Here is a 17,406-nt window from a genome sequence, read left to right as displayed (position 1 = left end):
GCTACACCTCTTTTTCAATATATTTAAAAATATTTTCTAAATTAATATCAATTTTGTTAATATGATCTAACACTAAGAAGTTATTATTAGAATTAGAATATTTTATTGTTTTTAATCCATATTTTTCTTTAAAATATTTTTTGTTTTCCCCATTATAGCCGACAAAATTATTCAAAATATTTGGTTTGGCATGTATTTCTAGTGTTTCAAGATTATCATTTTTCAAAACATAATCTACCACTTTTCTGTACAAATTATCTTCTACCAATTGTCTATAATTTGGATGAATTGCCCCTGCAACTATATCTTCGCCTTGTTTTATATTTTCTGTATTTAATAGACCTAATCTAATAACTGGAATGTTAGCGTTTATAAATTTCAAATATATTTTGGTACAATTTTCGACCGAATCGTGCAAATTTTCCGGACTATATTTATTAATTTTGGTAAAAGTTTCAAGCATAGTATTCTTTATAACTAAAGTTGGATATATCCTGACAAAATCAGGTTGTAACTTGATTAATTCATCTGCAGTATATAAGTCCATCTCTGTGGTTGATTTGTATAAGCCTGTCATCATTTGGAGCCCTAAACTAAATCCCATAGATTTTATCAGCTCAGAAGATGTTTTAACACACTTACTATCGTGACATCTTAAATTTGAATCTAATACACTATCTACCATTGATTGAACGCCTAACTCTATAGTTTCTACTTTAAATTCCTTAAGAATATTTAAAATGTGTTTATCAATATAATCAGGTCTTGTAGAAAGTCTAATCGATCGAACTTTACCGTCTTCAATGAATTCATTTGCTATTTTTAAATAGTCTATCATAGCTGTTTCTTCAATTCCTGTAAAAGATCCACCATAAAAAGCTATCTGAATATCTTCTTGACTTTTATTAGGAAAATTTGCAAGTTGATTTCTTATTTCATTTATTATTTCATCTTTTTTAACAACTTCGATATAATTTGTAATTTTGCGTTGATTACAGAAAATGCAATCATTTGGACATCCTAAATGAGGAATGAACAATGATACAATGTAATTTTTCTTACTCATTTATTACCCTTAATTTAATCAAGGCGTTTCTTGCAGCATCTTGTTCTGCATGTTTTTTTGAAGATCCAAATCCAGATCCTATAACCAAGTTACCTTCATAAACATCAACATAGAATTTCTTGTCGTGATCTGGGCCTTCTTCTTTAACAATCTTGTACTTTAATTTATCTCTTGAATTTTTTTGATTATTTTCCTGTAACATAGTCTTATAGTCAATAAAACTAGACTTTGTTTCTATTTCAGCTATGAATAGACTTTTAAACTTATTTTCTACAATTTTAAAAGCCGATTCATAACCAGAATCCAAATATATTGCACCAAAAACTGCTTCGAAAGTATCAGCAAGTACACTAGGTTTTTCACTGCCACCTGAAATAAATTCACCGTGACCCATCATTAAATATTTTCCTAATTCTAAATACTTGGCCATATTTGAGAAAGATTTTTCACATACCATTTGACTTCTAATCTTTGTCATAGCACCTTCTTTTAACGAAGATTTACTATTATACAAGAAGTCACTAACAATTAGATCCAAGACTGCATCTCCTAAAAATTCCAATCTTTCGTTTGAAATATCTTTATATGATTTGTTTTCATTTCCGTATGAGCTATGAAAAAAAGCCAGGTTTAACAGATTAATATCTGTAAACCTGTAATCTAATTTTTCTTCTAGGTCATGTAGCATTTCAATTCTAGCTTTGTCCACAACTATTTTCCTTGTGCCCTTTCAATTTCATTAACTACATCTTCTACATTTTTTAACTCAGATAACTTTTCGTCATCAAGTTCTATATCAAATTCTTCTTCTACATCCATTACGATTTCCAATAAGCGTACTGAATCCGCTTTAAGATCTTCTACAAATCTTGTTTTTTCGTCTATATCGTCTCTATTAAATTCCTTTTTTAAGCCTTCAACAACTTTTTCATAAATTTCTTTATTCATTTGCTAACTCCTTTTTTAATTTATCAGTAACATCTTCTTCAACGAATTTTATCAGCGTTAAAATCCCAGACATAATAGCGTCCCTGTTAGATGAGCCATGAGCTTTAAACACCGGCTTCTTAGTTCCTAGAAATGGTGCAGATCCAACACTGTTATAATCAATACCTGTACTCATTGATTTAATCATAGGAATAATAGCTTGTTGAGATTTTTCATCAAGCTTAGATAATTTTGACTTAGCTAAAGTTTTAATAAACTCAACGGAACCTTCTATTGTTTTCAGAAGAATATTTCCTGAAAAACCATCAGTTACCACGACATCAAAATCACCTTTCAAAACATCTCTTGCTTCAACATTACCTTTAAAATAAGGATATTTTGATAAATTCTTGTATGTTTCTAATCTTAATGAATCTCCCTTATGTTCTTCGACTCCAATATTTAATAGACCTACTTTGCAATCCTCTTTTCCTAAAATATTTTTGGAATAAACATATCCCATTTTTGCAAATTGTTCTAATAACTCAGAAGTGACGTCAACATTAGCTCCAACATCTAATACTACCACATCACCCTTTAAGCTAGGTACTGTAACCATCAAACAAGGTCTAGATACATTATCAAGTCTTCTAGTTATAAGTGTAGCCCCTGTTAATAAAGCACCAGTAGAGCCTGTCGATAAGAACCCATCGTAATCTTCGTTTAATAAATTAAAACATTTTCTCATACTAGAATCTTTTTTCGATCTTATCGCTTTCGTTGGTGATTCATTATTTTCAATGGTTTCTGTAGCATTTACAAAATCTATTTTGTCTTCAAATCTTTTATTTACAATATTTCTATTTTCTTCTTCATTTCCTACTATCGTCAAGTTAAAATCTTTTTGTTCAAGAGCCATTATAGCCCCTTCTATTAATTCTGATGCTCCTTTATCGGAACCCAAAGTATCTAATAAAATTTTCATACTTCACCTCTAGTATATTCTATCACAATATTGTATGTTATAACATCAAACAAATAAAAAAGCCGCTTAATAATAATTAAGCGGCTCTCTTTTCATTAATTTTGTTCTGAATTATCTACAACTTGTTTTCCATCGTAATACCCACATTCTTTACATACTCTGTGAGGTAATTTTGGAGATCCACAATTAGGACATGTAGTTATAGTAACTCTTGGTAATTTATACGAAGAAGCTCTTCTTTTATCTCTTCTAGTTTTAGAAGTTTTTCTCTTTGGTACTGCCATGCTACACCTCCTTAAGGACTTTAGTCCTTAAAATTTATACAAACAACGTAGTTAATTATAATATAATAATGTTAAGTTGTCAATAAAAATATTATTATTTTGCTAAGTCTAAAGTGTCTCTAGCAATCATTAATTCTTCATTAGTTGGAACAACATAAACTTTAACTTTTGAATCATCAGCTGAGATTAAAGCTTCTTCACGAGTATTGTTCTTTTCAAGGTCTAATTTAACGCCTAGTTCTTCAAATGTATCTAAGATATCTTTTCTCATAGATGAAGAGTTTTCCCCGATACCACCAGCGAAGCAAATTGCATCAACATGACCTAATTCAGCCATATATCCACCAATATATCTCTTAACTCTTTCAATAAACATATCAAGTGCTAATTGAGCTCTGTCATTTCCTTTTTCTGCTTCTTCTTCAAGATCTCTAAAGTCTGAACTAATTCCTGAAACTCCTAATACACCAGATTTTTTATTCAAAATTTGGTTCATTTCATCAGCTGAATATCCTTTTTCATTCATTAAGAATGTCATTACAGTAGGATCCAAATCTCCACTTCTAGTTCCCATTAAAAGTCCTTCCAATGGTGTAAGTCCCATTGATGTATCGTAGCATTTTCCGTCTTTAACAGCTGCTATAGATGAACCATTACCTAAGTGAACTGTAATAATATTGATGTCTTCTTTATCTAATAATTGTTGAGTTCTTAAAGTAATATATCTGTGGCTTGTTCCGTGGAAGCCAAATTTTCTTAATCTGTAATCTTCATAGTATTCGTAAGGAATAGCATACATAAATGTTTTAGCTGGCATTGTTTGATGGAAAGCAGTGTCGAATACAGCGATATTTTTCTTTCCTGGAGCTAATTTTTCACACGCTTCAATTCCCATTAAGTTAGCTGGGTTGTGAAGTGGACCAAATTTGATAAATTCTCTAATCTTATCTTTTACTTTATCGTCAATAATGCAAGATTCTGTTAATTTATCTCCACCGTGTAGTACTCTGTGACCAATAGCAGATACTTCGTCTAAACTCTTGATAACACCATATTTTTCATCTAATAAAGCATCGAAAACATGGTTAATAGCTTCAGTGTGATCTTTCATTGGTTCTTCGACTACTAATTTTTCTCCATTAACTTTATGAGTTAATTTAGAACCTTCAATTCCAATTCTTTCTACTAATCCTTTACATAATACACTTTCATCAGTCATATCAAATAATTGATATTTTAATGAAGAACTACCACAATTGATTACTAATACTTTCATTTTTTCCTCCTAATTTTTACCTAATTTACTTTCTTTTCCATGAATCAATCTATTTATATTGGATCTATGCTTGAATAATGATATTATCCCTAGCAAAATATAAATTAAACCAATGTAAAAGTCTTTTCTAATGTAAATTAATCCATAAATAACAGCTGAAACACATCCTATTATGCTTCCGAGTGAAACATATTTAGTTATAAGTACAACTATTAAAAACAATATTAATAAAAATAAAATTTGTAAAGGTTGGGCAAACAATAAAACACCGAAAGATGTCGCAATTCCCTTACCACCTTTAAAATTATAAATAACCGGTAATATATGTCCTATTACACATAAAAGCCCACATACTAGTATACCTAAACTGCCGAAAAATTTAAAGCCCAAATATGCACACAATAATCCTTTTAAGAAATCAATCAAAAAAGTTGCCAAACCAAACTTCACTCCATAAACTCTTAAAGCATTCGTTGCACCTGCATTTTTGCTTCCATAATTTCTTATATCCTGTTTATAAATCAACTTAGAAAGCACAATAGAACCACTTATATTACCTATGAAATAACATATTATTCCAAGGATGATTAAATATAAATAATTCACTATTTTCCCCTTGTCTTAAATTCAAATTGCAAAGGAACACCTTCAAAGCTAAAGTTTTCCCTTAGCTGATTTTCGATATATCTTTGGTATGAAAAATGCATCAAATCATTTCTATTTATGAACACCAAAAATTTTGGTGGTCTGGCTTCTATCTGAGTAATATAAAAGATTTTCAAACGAACACCTTTATCTGATGGTGGCGGATTTAATAATACTGCTTTTGATATTACATCATTCAAAACACCTGTGCTAATTCTCATAGAATAATTATTATCTACTTTTTCGATTTCAGTAAACAAAGTATCTATTCTTTTGTTTTCTTTTACACTTATGAACACGATAGGAACATACATTACAAATCCCAATTTAGTTCGGATATCTTTTTTGAAATCATTCATAGTGTTTGTTTGTTTTTCAACAAGATCCCATTTATTCACAAGAATAATCATAGCTTTACCTTGATCATGAGCATAACCCAAGATTTTAGTATCTTGTTCGCTAACACCTTCAGTGGCATCTATCATTAGAACGCAAATATCAGACCTATCAATCGCTGATAAAGTCCTAACAACAGAATACCTCTCAACTTCTGTGTCAATCTTTTTTCTTTTTCTTAGACCTGCTGTATCTATAAATATATACTCATTTCCCTTGTAATTAATCTTGGAATCTATGGCATCTCTTGTAGTTCCTGCAATATCAGTAACTATCATTCTTTCTTCGTTTAATAAGTTATTAATCAAAGAACTTTTACCAACATTCGGTTTTCCAATTAGACAAACTTTTGTAATATCCTCATCAGATTCTGTATTTGAATTATCATCAAATTTTGAAACAACAGCTTCTAGTAAATCTCCAAGCCCCATAGAATTTGAAGCACTTATAGGAAATATTTCATAAAATCCTAGATTATAAAAATCATATACATTGTCCTGTTGTTTGATGTGATCAATTTTATTTACAACTAAAATTACGCTTTTTTTCGTTCTTCTAAGCATATCGGCAACTTCCATATCAATTGGAGTGATACCTTGTTTACCGTCAACCATAAACAAAATAACATCTGCAGTTTCAATAGCAAGTTCTGTTTGTTTTTTAATATTTTTAGTAATGATTTCATTACTTTTTGGTTCCAAACCACCTGTATCTACAACTGTAAAATATTTATTTTGCCACTCAGCTTCCATATACAATCTATCTCTTGTAACACCTGGATCATCTTGAGTGATGGCGATTCTTTTCTTAATTAATTTATTGAATAATGTAGATTTTCCTACATTAGCTCTTCCTACAATAGCAACAACTGGTTTTGCCATGTTATCACCTCATTTCTCTATAAATGATACCATAAAATGTGTCAAATATACAATATTTCATCAAAAAATAAAGCTAATACTAAACTTTTGTCTAGTATTAGCTTAAAATTTATCTATTGATTGGGAATTGTTTCATCAATTCTACAACGTCTTTTTTGATTTCTTCAGCAGGTCTACGTTTCTTTAATGCGTCTAACATAAATTCTGCTACTTTTGCAGCTTCTGCTTCTTTTAATCCTCTAGTTGTAATAGCTGGTGTACCAATTCTTATACCACTAGTTACAAATGGTGTTTCTGGATCATTTGGAATAGTGTTCTTGTTTGTTGTAATATTAACTTCGCTCAATAATGCTTCAGCTTCTTTACCTGTCATTTCAAAGCTTCTGCAGTCGATTAATAATAAGTGGTTATCTGTACCACCAGAAACTAATCTTACATCGTTATCTAAAAATACTTTTTCCATTGCTTTTGCATTCTTCAAAATTTGATGAGTGTATTCTTTAAATTCTGGTTGCAAGTCTTCTTTGAAACATACTGCTTTTGCTGCAATAATATGTTCTAATGGACCACCTTGGAATCCTGGGAATACTGATTTGTCTATTAATTTTTTGTGTTCTTCCTTACAAAGGATAGCTCCACCTCTTGGTCCTCTTAATGTTTTATGTGTAGTTGTAGTTACAAAATCTGCATAAGGAACTGGACTTGGATGATCTCCAGTAGCTACTAATCCAGCAATGTGAGCCATATCTACCATTAAATATGCTCCAACTTCATCTGCAATTTCTCTGAATTTTTTGAAATCTATAACTCTTGGATATGCAGAAGCACCAGCTACGATTAATTTAGGTTTGTGTTTTAAAGCTAATTCACGAACGTTTTCATAATCAATTGTTTCAGTTTCAGGATCTACACCATAATCTACGAAATTATAGAATTTACCTGACATATTTACCGGTGATCCATGAGTTAAGTGTCCACCTTCTGTTAATCTCATACCTAATACTGTATCTCCAGGTTTTAAAACTGCAACATATACAGCAATATTAGCATTTGCTCCACAGTGAGGTTGAACGTTAGCATGATCTGCATTAAATAATTCTTTTAATCTATCTATAGCTAATTGTTCTATTTTATCAACATGTTCACAACCGCCGTAATATCTTTTTCCAGGATATCCTTCAGCATACTTGTTAGTTAACTCAGTACCCATAGTTTCAAGTACTGCTTTTGAAACAAAGTTTTCTGAAGCTATCAACTCGATATGTTCTTCTTGTCTTTTGATTTCATCATTTAGATGTCCAAAAACCTCTGGGTCAAAATTTTCTAAATTTTGTCTACAATTATTCATACAAACCTCCAATTATTTTCGTGATATGAACTAGGTCCTTATCAACAAATTTTTTATCTATAAATTTTACAATTATATAGCCAATTAATAATCCTACAAGTCCTATACCAAAAGATGCTAATTCAAAATTTCCTATTTTATTTTCCAAAATAGAATATGATGATATAAGAGCAATTAGGAAAAATGTTAAAGGCACTAAATACAACAATGCTGTATATTTAAGCATTGAAGAATCATCACCTGAAATTTGCACTCTATCCCCTACCTTAGCACTTATATAGTTTGCACATTCTATAACTTGCGTTTGATGTTCACAACCTGAACATTTGCTGCAACCTTCACCACCACAAGCTCCTTTTCTAGTTATTAGAACAGATGCTTTTGTGGATTCAGTTTTTATAACCATTCCTTCTTTTGCCAAAAAAATTACCTCAATTCTTTAATAACATATGATGCAATCATAAGTCCGACACATGAAGGTACAAAGCTTATACTTGCCGGAGCATTTCTTCCATTTGAAGATAGAACTTCTCCTGACCTTTGTTCATCAGACCAAATGCATGTAAGTTTGTCAACGTTTCTTCTTTTTAGCTCTTTTCTCATTACTTTAGCCATTGGACAAGTGTGGGTCTTTTTAATATCCGTAATTCTAAAAAGAAAAGGATTTAGTTTCGATCCCGCACCCATAGAACTTATCAACTTAATATCGTTTTTATAACAATACTCAGCCAAATCTAGCTTCGCTGATATTAAATCAATAGCGTCTATAACATAATTATAATCTTTAAGATTAAATAAATCAACAGTAGAATTATCAAACTTTTCCCTAAATTTAATAACTTTGCAATTCGGATTAATTCTGTGAATTCTTTTTTCAAATTCATCTACCTTATAATTTCCAACAGTATCTTCCAAAGCTATAATTTGGCGATTGATGTTTGTTATATCGATAGTATCATAATCTACTATTGCTAATGTTCCTACTCCACATCTAGCCAAAGCTTCTATTACAAAACCTCCAACTCCACCGCAGCCAATAACAGCTACTTTGGAGTTGATGATATTTTCTAGGTCATTTTCACCTATTAGAAGTTTTGTTCTTTCAAATCTTTTATCCATACTAATCTAATTTGATGTGAATTTCTTTAAGTTGTTTCTCGTCAACATTTGATGGAGCACCTGTCAATAAATCTGTAGCAGATTGTGTTTTAGGGAATGCTATAACATCTTTGATATTATCAGTTCCAACTAATAACATCATAAGTCTATCCATACCATACGCTAATCCACCGTGTGGAGGTGTTCCATAGTTGAAAGCTTCAACGAAGAATCCAAATTTGTTTTCAATCATTTCTTCATTTAATTCTAATGCTTCGAACATTTTCTTTTGTAAATCAGAATTGTTAATTCTTATAGAGCCTCCACCTATTTCATCTCCATTACATACAATATCGTAAGCTTTAGCTCTTACTTTTTCCTTGTCAGTTAACAAATATTGAATGTCTTCTTCTTTTGGCATTGTAAATGGGTGATGCATTGCTACAAATCTGTTTTCTTCTTCGTCGAATTCAAATAATGGGAAATCAACTATCCAAACAAATTCGAATGTATCATTGTCAACCAAATTCATATCTCTTGCAATTTTGTTTCTTAATGCACTTAATCCATTAAATACAACATCATTTTTGTCTGCCAGTATAAATATTAAAGCATTTTCGTCTTCTTTTGTAGATTCAATTATCGAATTCATTTCTTCATCAGATAAGAATTTTTTAATTGAAGATTGAATTTCTCCATCGTGAACTCTTATCCAACTTAAACCTTTAGCACCGTATTCTTTTACAAATTTTTCTAATTTGTCAATTTTTTTACGTGAGTATTCACTTTCATAATCCCCAATATTGATACATCTAACACTCTTGTTTTTATCATTACAACTTGAGAATACTTTGAATTCTGAATCTTTTACTAATTCAGTGATATTTTTCAATTCAAATCCAAATCTCAAATCTGGCTTGTCGCATCCATATCTTTCCATAGCTTCTGCGTAAGTCATTCTCTTAATAGGAGTTGGAATATCAATTCCTCTAATTTCTTTAAAAAGTTTTTTAATCAAGCCTTCATTCAATGTCATTACATCTTCTTGATCAACAAAACTCATTTCCATATCCACTTGAGTGAATTCCGGTTGTCTATTTGCCCTCAAATCTTCATCTCTGAAACATTTAACGATTTGGTAGTATCTGTCCATTCCACTAATCATAAGAAGTTGCTTCATTAACTGTGGTGATTGTGGCAATGCGTAGAAACTGTGTTCATTTACTCTACTTGCAACCAAATAATCTCTAGCTCCTTCTGGAGTTGGCTTTCCTAAAAATGGAGTTTCAATTTCATAAAATCCATTTTCATCTAAATAATCACGAATTAATTTATTAGCTTTGGCTCTTAATTTTAAATTATTTTGTAATTTAGGTTTTCTTAAATCCAAATATCTGTACTTTAACCTAACAGCTTCTTGAGCATTATCATCATCTTTAATGTAAATTGGAGGAACATTAGCTGTATCCAAAACAATTAGTTCATTAGCTATAACTTCAATTTCTCCAGTAGGAATGTTATTGTTTTTTGATTCTCTTTCTCTAACATCACCTTTTACACATAAAACATATTCGCTTTTAACATCTTTTGCTTTATCGTAAATCTCTTTGTTATCATCCTTTATAGCTATTTGAGTTATTCCTGTGTTATCTCTCAAATCTATAAAGATAAGAGATCCTAAATTTCTCTCTTTTTGAACCCAGCCCATAAGAATGACTTCTTTATTTACATCACTTAATCTCAACTCCCCACACATGTGAGTACGTCTAAGATTTCCCATACTATTCATAAAAAACCTCCTAAAATATAAAAAAACCCGTCCTTATGATAAGGGACGAGTTAAATCGCGGTACCACCCTAATTAGGTAAACCTCACTTTAATTTATAACGCTATTAAGCGGAAAATTCGACTCAAAAATGTCTGCAATTACTATGAATAATAAGTCACACCAACCCTTATCTCTCTGAAAATCAATCATAATGCGCTCTTTTTATCTTTGTCTTTATAACAAAATTATATTCAAAAAACTTTCAATTGTCAAACCATCTATTTTTTTCTTCTGTTTTTATAAAAAGCGATAATTTCGTTTAGTTCATCGACCTTAAAAATTAAAATACAACTCAAATAACTAATTCCTGCAACAATTATAGACATCATTAGTGATAATGTATTAGAAAATCTCATATTTGTCGTTTTAAATGTAATATAAGCTAAAACTCCCATTATCAACGATGAAATCAACATCTTAAAAATATTTACAAATGATGATTTTGTAGAGCTAAAATCCCCAATTTTTTTGTGTAATCTCATTATTATCATTATTGCTCCAATTAGATTTGCAAAACTTGTTGCTACTGCTAATCCTACTAAGCCAAAAATTCTTGATAAAATAATATTTCCTATTATATTTATAGCAACCATAATAACAGAATTAATCGTAGGAGTTTTTGTATCATTCATGGCATAAAATGATTTCGATAAAATATCTCTGATAGCAGTTCCTATGATTCCCAAAGCGTAGAAGAACATACAAACTGATGTCATGTCAACATCATTCATCGTGAACGCTCCCCTAAAGAATAGCATCTTAGTAATAGGATAAGATAATACCAAAAGTCCTATTGTCGCTGGGATTACTAAAATACAAATCATAGACATTGATTTCATTATGCTATCTTTCATTTTATTCAAATCATTTGCGATAAAATTTCTAGACAATTCAGGATACACAATTACAGAAATATTTGCTATAACAATTCCAGTTACAAATTCAATAAGCCTTGATGCATAATTTAGAATTGGAATACCATTAGCTGAAACTGTAGATGCTATCGACTTATCTACCATAACATTAATTTGATTTACCGATACTCCTAAAATTATCGGAATTGATAGTAATACAATCATTTTTACATTTTTATCTGAAAAATCTAAAATCTTATGATATTTAAAATTCTTTCTTTTCGTTATAAATATGTAAGGCAAATATTGAAGTGCATTTCCCAATAACAAACCAATTCCAACTATCATATTATTGTCGTATTTGTTAGATAGTACAAGAGCAAGAATAATGAAAAAATTCATTATAAAACCTTGTAAATTTTGAACTACAAAATGATTATTCGCATTCAAATATCCCTTGAATACACATGACATTATGGACGGTATCATTGACAATAAAGTCAATCGCATGAATTTTATAGTTAATTCTTTTGTATATCCAGTAAATCCTGGAGCGAAAATTTTAATTACAGATGGTGTAAAAATCTCAAGTATTACTATTAATGCTAATATTATAATAACAACTATATTGTTGATATTTGATGTAAAAATATCGCCTTCTTCCTTTCCCTTTTCATGTACTATTTTATTGTATATAGGAATAAAAGATGTTGAAATTCCCGCTGAAAACAAACTAACTATTGTTATTGGCAGTATTTGTGAAACCAAAAATGCGTTAGCAACCGGTCCATTTGTAGGAAAAAAATATGCCAGTGTAGTTTCTCTTACTAATCCTAAGACTTTTGATAGTAGTGTAATTATCATCAGTATAATTGCAGTCTTTTTCATAAGTATCTCCTGTTTATATTTAAAAAATTTGTTGGTTGTGATATTATTTATACTATAGATAATAACACAGGTCTAACGATAATTAAAGGTGATAAGATGAATATAAAGTTATTGGTAAAACAAATGGATGAGTTGGTTAACTCTTCAGACATAAAAATAATAAACGATATCGATAATATTTCGTTAAATTGTATTTCTGATCAGAAAAACACCCTATCCATAATTGAATATGGCAAAAATATTATGTGTCCTAAAAATTCTAATATTCTTTTTTTGAAAGCAGAAGATGAAATTATAGAAAACGAGAACGCAAATATTATTTATTCAAAAGAAGATGATATTTTCAAAGTTTACGAAATTATAAATGGATTTTTGCGTAAAAACGCAGAGTTCTATAATAGAATTTACAATACAATTTCAAACCGTGAGGCCGTTAATAATTTGCTTTTAATCATAAAAGATTATTTTGATGTAAATGTATGCCTATTGAACTCAAACAAAAAGTTGTTGCTAAATACATTTGATTTTTCAACTATAAAAAAGATTTATCCGTTGGAAATAAAAAAGAAAAGCTTGAGCAAATTGTACGGATATCTCGCTTTTGAAACTATTGAAGATGAATATGAATTTGAATTCAGAAAAATTTCCAAAATAATTTCAACATATATTTATAACAATGTAAACGGGCTGATAAATTCAAAAGAAGACATATACAGCACTATTAAGAATTTGATTTCTGGAAATATTACAGAAAAAGACGAAGAAAATATCGCAAATATAGGTTGGAAAACAGATGACAATTACGATATTAATGTAATAAAAATTGAAGGTGGTTTATTCAAATACCAAGATATGTTCTCACACGGTAATAGGTTTGTTTTGGATTATCCGATGTATATGTATTCTGTATTACAAGAAGGATACCTTGTGTTATTAACTAATAATAAAATTAAAGATGTTTCATCAGTAAAGACAAACTTAAACTTTTTTACTGAAAAATACGACTTAAAAAGCATTAAATTATCACTAAAAAACAACCTATTCAATTTGAAAAAAGCTTATGATTTATCTAGAAGAATTTTAGAAAACAATATAGAATTAACTGATAACATAAACGATAATTGCTGTAAAATCATCTATGATTTGGTATGCTTGGATTCTGAAATAGAAATTTTAGTTCCAGAATTCATCTATAAACTAAAATATGACGATATAAATAATGGCACAGACCTTCTCAGAACATTATACTTTTATCTTGTAGAAGAACGTTCATTAATAAAGGCCTCTCAAAGACTGAATGTTCACAGAAACTCAATCGTTTATAGAATAAACAAAATTAATGAATTGGTAGATATTAATTTGGATTGTTACAAAGCAAGAAAAAACATAATAAGCGCTTTGGAAATCATCGACCGATTGGACAATACGCTAAAAATAACAGAAGAAGACATTTAATTGTCTTCTTCTATTTTTTGCAATAATTGCATTGCCATATTAAAAATATCTTCGTGTACATCATCATAAGAAACCAAAGTTGACAATGTGTCTTTTGCTTTTGCAACTCTATTTGAGTTTAGTTCAATAACTGCTTTATTGTACAATAAAATCTCGTTGTCTTTATGAATTTTAAGCCCACGATTTAAAACCTGAATTGATTTTTCAAAATCATAATCGTTGAAATAAGCCACAGACATATCATTATATAAATCAACGTGATCAAATCCCATATTCTCTGCTTTTTCAAAATATTCGATAGCTGTATTCAAATCATTCAAATTCAAGTAACACTTGCCCATTAGATAAACAATTCTGGAAGTTTTTTCAAGTTCTCTGAAAATTTCAAGTGCCTTTTGTGGTTTTGAATTGATTAAAGTAGTCGCAAAATCCAAATCTCTTAAAGGCTTTATATCCTCCATTAAACGTTCAACTTCATTTATCACAATTAATACTCTTTTTTCATCGTAATCATTAGGAGAAATTGCCATCTTGTGTGTATTTTTTAAGTAATCATAAGCTTTTATATAATTATGATTTAGTAATTCTAAGTTTGCAAGTTCTACATAACTTAAGAAGAAATCAGGAAAATTTGCAACATTTTCATTTAGAACTCTGAATGCTTCTTCGATAAAAATACTAGAATTAAATTCATCTTCAAGAGCCATTAATCTCAAACAATACGCGTAGTAATATGCATTATCTGCAATATCCGATTTTAATATATCATTTGTTCTAAAATAAATAACAGCTTCTTTTGGGTTTGAAATCTTTTCAACTCCCATAGATATTATTGATTTTTCAATATCAGGAAAAATATTGTACATAATATCTGTGTAGTTTACACAGTATTTGAATGATCTATCGTAAGCTATGTTATAAATCATGCCTTTAATTATTAATTCCAAATCAAAATTTTTGACGAAATCATTATTCTTGACCCCATCTAACAAATCTTTCTCTAAAACAGGTAGTGGAATATCTTTATCAATGTAATCATTTGATTCTAATAAATTCACATAAACCAATTGATTCATAAATTTACTGAAATATTCGTCAATCTTATTAATCATTTATTTCTCCCCCGTTTCTAAAATTCTGTACAAATTAGCCCTATACAACATGAATAACGAAATAAACATCAAAAGTAATCCAAATTTCAAAATCGACACCACTTCATTTGACATTATAAAGTCTTCAAATGTGTAATTTTTCATAATCAAATTAAATAAAATTGCAAAAATCACAACATTAGGTATGTTCCATGTTAAAAAATTTTTAAAATTAAATTTTAATGATGTGCAAATCGATTTATAAAATTCTTCGTCAATCATGTAAAGTGTCTCCACTAACGGATTAAATATTAATAAAAGAACAACTACTGCTCCCTCGTATTTTTTTAAGAAAAAATACAAAAACAATAAAATTCCTCCATTAAAAGCGACCTTTAACATTAATTTGGGAATAGTAATCGGTTCTATTTGATAGTTATCTCTTGTATGAACCGAAATACTAAGCATATTTAAAAGGATACTCAACAGAAATGTAACCAAAACCGCTATTATCACACTAGATATTTCTTTAGATACAGATAATCTAAACAAAATATTATTCGACATATTTAACGATAATTTCATTACAATCATTGATGCAAAAATCAACGGAAAATATTTAATTGTATGTGCGGTTCTTGTAAAAGAATTTTTGATTATTTCTATAAATGAGTCCATTATTCTCCCTACATTCTAACTGGTGCTTCAATGCCTAACAAGCTCAAAGATAATTTCAAGCATTTGTTAACAGAATAAGTTAAATACAATCTTTGATATTTTAGTTCATCTTCTACAGTGTTGATTGGACAATTTGCATAAAATTTATTGAATAGTTTTGCTAATTCTACTGTATAACGTGTTAAGAAAGAAGGTTCGTATTTTTCAGTAGCATTTAATAAAACTTCTTCAAATTTTGATAAGTGTTTTACAATGTCGATTTCTGTATCGTCAACTAATAAATCAAATTTGCTATTGTCTTTTAATTCAAATTCTCCCTTGTCTAATATAGAACAGCTTCTTGCAAATGTATATTGTGTATATGGTCCAGTTTCTCCATCAAAATTCAAAACTTGATCCCAATCAAACGTATAATCTTTTATTCTATTATTGAATAAATCTTGGAATATTACAGCTCCAACACCAACTTGTTTTGCCACTTCTTCTTTATTTTCAAGATTAGGATTTCTTTCTTCTATGATTGATTTTGTTTTATCAATAGCTCTATTTAAAACATCTTCTAGGAAAATAACTTTACCTTCTCTTGTTTTCATAGATCCATCTTTCATGCTAACCATACCAAAAGAAACATGTTCGCAATCATTCCACCAATCAAATCCCATTTTTTTCAAAACGGCTCTTAATTGTTCAAAATGAAGTTTTTGTTGACTAGCAACAACGTATACATTTTTATAAAAATCGTAAGTTTTTTTACGATACATTGCAGTAGCAATATCTCTTGTTAAGTATGTTGAAGACCCATTTGATTTTTTTATTAAAACAGGTGGCAAGTTTTCATCATCCAAATTGATTATCATTGCACCATCGGATTCTTCTAGCAAATTTTTCTTATCAATTGCTTCTAATGCATCTCCAATAAATTGTGAGTGGAATGATTCACCATTAAAATTGTCAAACTCAACTCCTAGTAAATCATAAACTCTTTGAAATTCTTTTAGAGAAATTTCTCTAAACCATGACCATAATTTTACAGCTGTAGGATCTTTTTTTTCTAATTTATCGAACCAATCGCGTGCCTCATCCATGTAAGTTTCATCTTCTTTTGCAATTTTATTGTATTTTACGTAAAGATTTAAAAGTTCTTTTATTGGATCAGCATTTATTTTATCTTCGTCTCCCCATTTTAAATAAGCTGATATCATCATACCAAATTGAGTTCCATAATCACCGATGTAATTAACACCTGTTGTATTAAACCCTTGATATTTCATTATGTTTCTTATGGCATTTCCTATTACAGTGGAGCGTAAATGTCCAATATGAAATGGCTTTGCAATATTTGTAGAAGAAAAGTCGAACACAACATTTTTCCCAACGCCAATATGACTACTTCCAAAATCATCTTTAACAGCTTCTGTTAGAACACTTTCTACTAATTTTGAATTATCTACAAAAAAGTTTACGTAAGGACCTACATTTGCAATTTTTTTGATATTTTCATTGCTGAATTCTTTTTTAGCTAATTCTTCTGCGATTAAATTAGGTGCTTTCCTAAAAGTTTTTGCTAATTTAAACACTGGAAACGCATAATCTCCCATATCACTGTTTGGTGGAATTTCGATTAAATCTGATATTTCTTCTTCAGTTAGACCAGTGTCAAATCCTAGTATAATTTGTTTTACTTCTTCTTTAAAATTTATCATTT

17 protein-coding genes and 1 other annotated feature are annotated in these 17,406 nt (G+C 29.5%); of the genes, 1 reads left to right on the top strand and 16 read right to left on the bottom strand.

The window, feature by feature from the left end:
* Position 1: 1 nt before the first annotated feature.
* The 13 genes from GKG01_RS00515 to murJ form a co-directional block, all read right to left on the bottom strand.
* The gene (locus GKG01_RS00515) at positions 2–1,066 is read right to left on the bottom strand and encodes a radical SAM protein (RefSeq protein WP_154271091.1); all 1,065 of its coding nucleotides are present in this window, start codon (positions 1,064–1,066) and stop codon (positions 2–4) included.
* Positions 1,059–1,775, bottom strand: coding sequence for a ribonuclease III (gene rnc, locus GKG01_RS00510; RefSeq protein ID WP_156849977.1), 717 nt, complete (start codon positions 1,773–1,775; stop codon positions 1,059–1,061). Before rnc ends, GKG01_RS00515 begins: the two co-directional genes overlap by 8 nt.
* Before the next feature lie 2 nt (positions 1,776–1,777).
* The gene (locus GKG01_RS00505) at positions 1,778–2,014 is read right to left on the bottom strand and encodes a phosphopantetheine-binding protein (RefSeq protein WP_094207205.1); all 237 of its coding nucleotides are present in this window, start codon (positions 2,012–2,014) and stop codon (positions 1,778–1,780) included.
* Positions 2,007–2,978 (bottom strand): phosphate acyltransferase PlsX, encoded by a 972-nt coding sequence (gene plsX / locus GKG01_RS00500; protein WP_154271090.1) that lies wholly within the window; start codon positions 2,976–2,978, stop codon positions 2,007–2,009. Before plsX ends, GKG01_RS00505 begins: the two co-directional genes overlap by 8 nt.
* Before the next feature lie 95 nt (positions 2,979–3,073).
* Positions 3,074–3,262 carry a 50S ribosomal protein L32 gene (gene rpmF, locus GKG01_RS00495; protein ID WP_002836538.1) on the bottom strand — a complete coding sequence of 63 codons (189 nt, stop codon included), beginning with the start codon at positions 3,260–3,262 and terminating at the stop codon, positions 3,074–3,076.
* 94 nt (positions 3,263–3,356) lie between these two features.
* A complete protein-coding gene (locus tag GKG01_RS00490; RefSeq protein ID WP_094207207.1) occupies positions 3,357–4,538 on the bottom strand; it encodes an acetate kinase in 1,182 nt (393 codons plus the stop codon).
* A gap of 9 nt (positions 4,539–4,547) precedes the next feature.
* Positions 4,548–5,144, bottom strand: a complete 597-nt coding sequence (gene plsY / locus GKG01_RS00485) for a glycerol-3-phosphate 1-O-acyltransferase PlsY (protein WP_172975075.1) — start codon at positions 5,142–5,144, stop codon at positions 4,548–4,550.
* Entirely contained in the window at positions 5,144–6,460 is a 1,317-nt protein-coding gene (der, locus tag GKG01_RS00480) for a ribosome biogenesis GTPase Der (protein WP_094205757.1), read from the bottom strand. The genes plsY and der overlap by 1 nt, the downstream gene beginning before the upstream one ends.
* Before the next feature lie 109 nt (positions 6,461–6,569).
* A complete protein-coding gene (glyA, locus tag GKG01_RS00475; RefSeq protein ID WP_094207209.1) occupies positions 6,570–7,808 on the bottom strand; it encodes a serine hydroxymethyltransferase in 1,239 nt (412 codons plus the stop codon).
* Positions 7,801–8,229: a SoxR reducing system RseC family protein gene (locus GKG01_RS00470; RefSeq protein ID WP_002837908.1), complete on the bottom strand. Its 429-nt coding sequence runs from the start codon at positions 8,227–8,229 to the stop codon at positions 7,801–7,803. Before GKG01_RS00470 ends, glyA begins: the two co-directional genes overlap by 8 nt.
* Positions 8,230–8,234: 5 nt before the next feature.
* On the bottom strand, positions 8,235–8,927 hold the full coding sequence (locus tag GKG01_RS00465) for a tRNA threonylcarbamoyladenosine dehydratase (RefSeq protein ID WP_002836544.1): 693 nt from the start codon (positions 8,925–8,927) through the stop codon (positions 8,235–8,237).
* 1 nt (position 8,928) lies between these two features.
* The gene (aspS, locus tag GKG01_RS00460) at positions 8,929–10,695 is read right to left on the bottom strand and encodes an aspartate--tRNA ligase (RefSeq protein WP_154271089.1); all 1,767 of its coding nucleotides are present in this window, start codon (positions 10,693–10,695) and stop codon (positions 8,929–8,931) included.
* A 38-nt stretch (positions 10,696–10,733) separates the two neighbouring features.
* Positions 10,734–10,913 (bottom strand) — a binding site (T-box leader).
* Positions 10,914–10,953: 40 nt separating this feature from the next.
* Complete coding sequence (murJ, locus tag GKG01_RS00455) at positions 10,954–12,477, bottom strand: murein biosynthesis integral membrane protein MurJ (RefSeq protein ID WP_154271088.1); 1,524 nt, start codon at positions 12,475–12,477, stop codon at positions 10,954–10,956.
* A gap of 96 nt (positions 12,478–12,573) precedes the next feature.
* Here murJ and GKG01_RS00450 point away from each other — a divergent pair, with 96 nt between their 5' ends.
* Positions 12,574–13,932 (top strand): helix-turn-helix domain-containing protein, encoded by a 1,359-nt coding sequence (locus tag GKG01_RS00450; RefSeq protein ID WP_094207212.1) that lies wholly within the window; start codon positions 12,574–12,576, stop codon positions 13,930–13,932.
* Here GKG01_RS00450 and GKG01_RS00445 read toward each other — a convergent pair.
* From GKG01_RS00445 to argS, 3 genes are read right to left on the bottom strand one after another with little or no spacing between them, the layout of a single operon-like run.
* Entirely contained in the window at positions 13,929–15,044 is a 1,116-nt protein-coding gene (locus GKG01_RS00445; RefSeq protein WP_094207213.1) for a hypothetical protein, read from the bottom strand. The genes GKG01_RS00450 and GKG01_RS00445 overlap by 4 nt on opposite strands.
* Positions 15,045–15,701, bottom strand: a complete 657-nt coding sequence (locus GKG01_RS00440) for a hypothetical protein (protein ID WP_094207214.1) — start codon at positions 15,699–15,701, stop codon at positions 15,045–15,047.
* An 8-nt stretch (positions 15,702–15,709) separates the two neighbouring features.
* Positions 15,710–17,404 carry an arginine--tRNA ligase gene (argS, locus tag GKG01_RS00435; protein ID WP_094207215.1) on the bottom strand — a complete coding sequence of 565 codons (1,695 nt, stop codon included), beginning with the start codon at positions 17,402–17,404 and terminating at the stop codon, positions 15,710–15,712.
* Positions 17,405–17,406 lie beyond the last annotated feature (2 nt).

The organism is Finegoldia sp. BIOML-A4 (assembly GCF_009679635.1).
Lineage (GTDB): Bacteria > Bacillota > Clostridia > Tissierellales > Peptoniphilaceae > Finegoldia > Finegoldia magna.
This window is presented reverse-complemented; position numbering and strand designations above follow the sequence as displayed.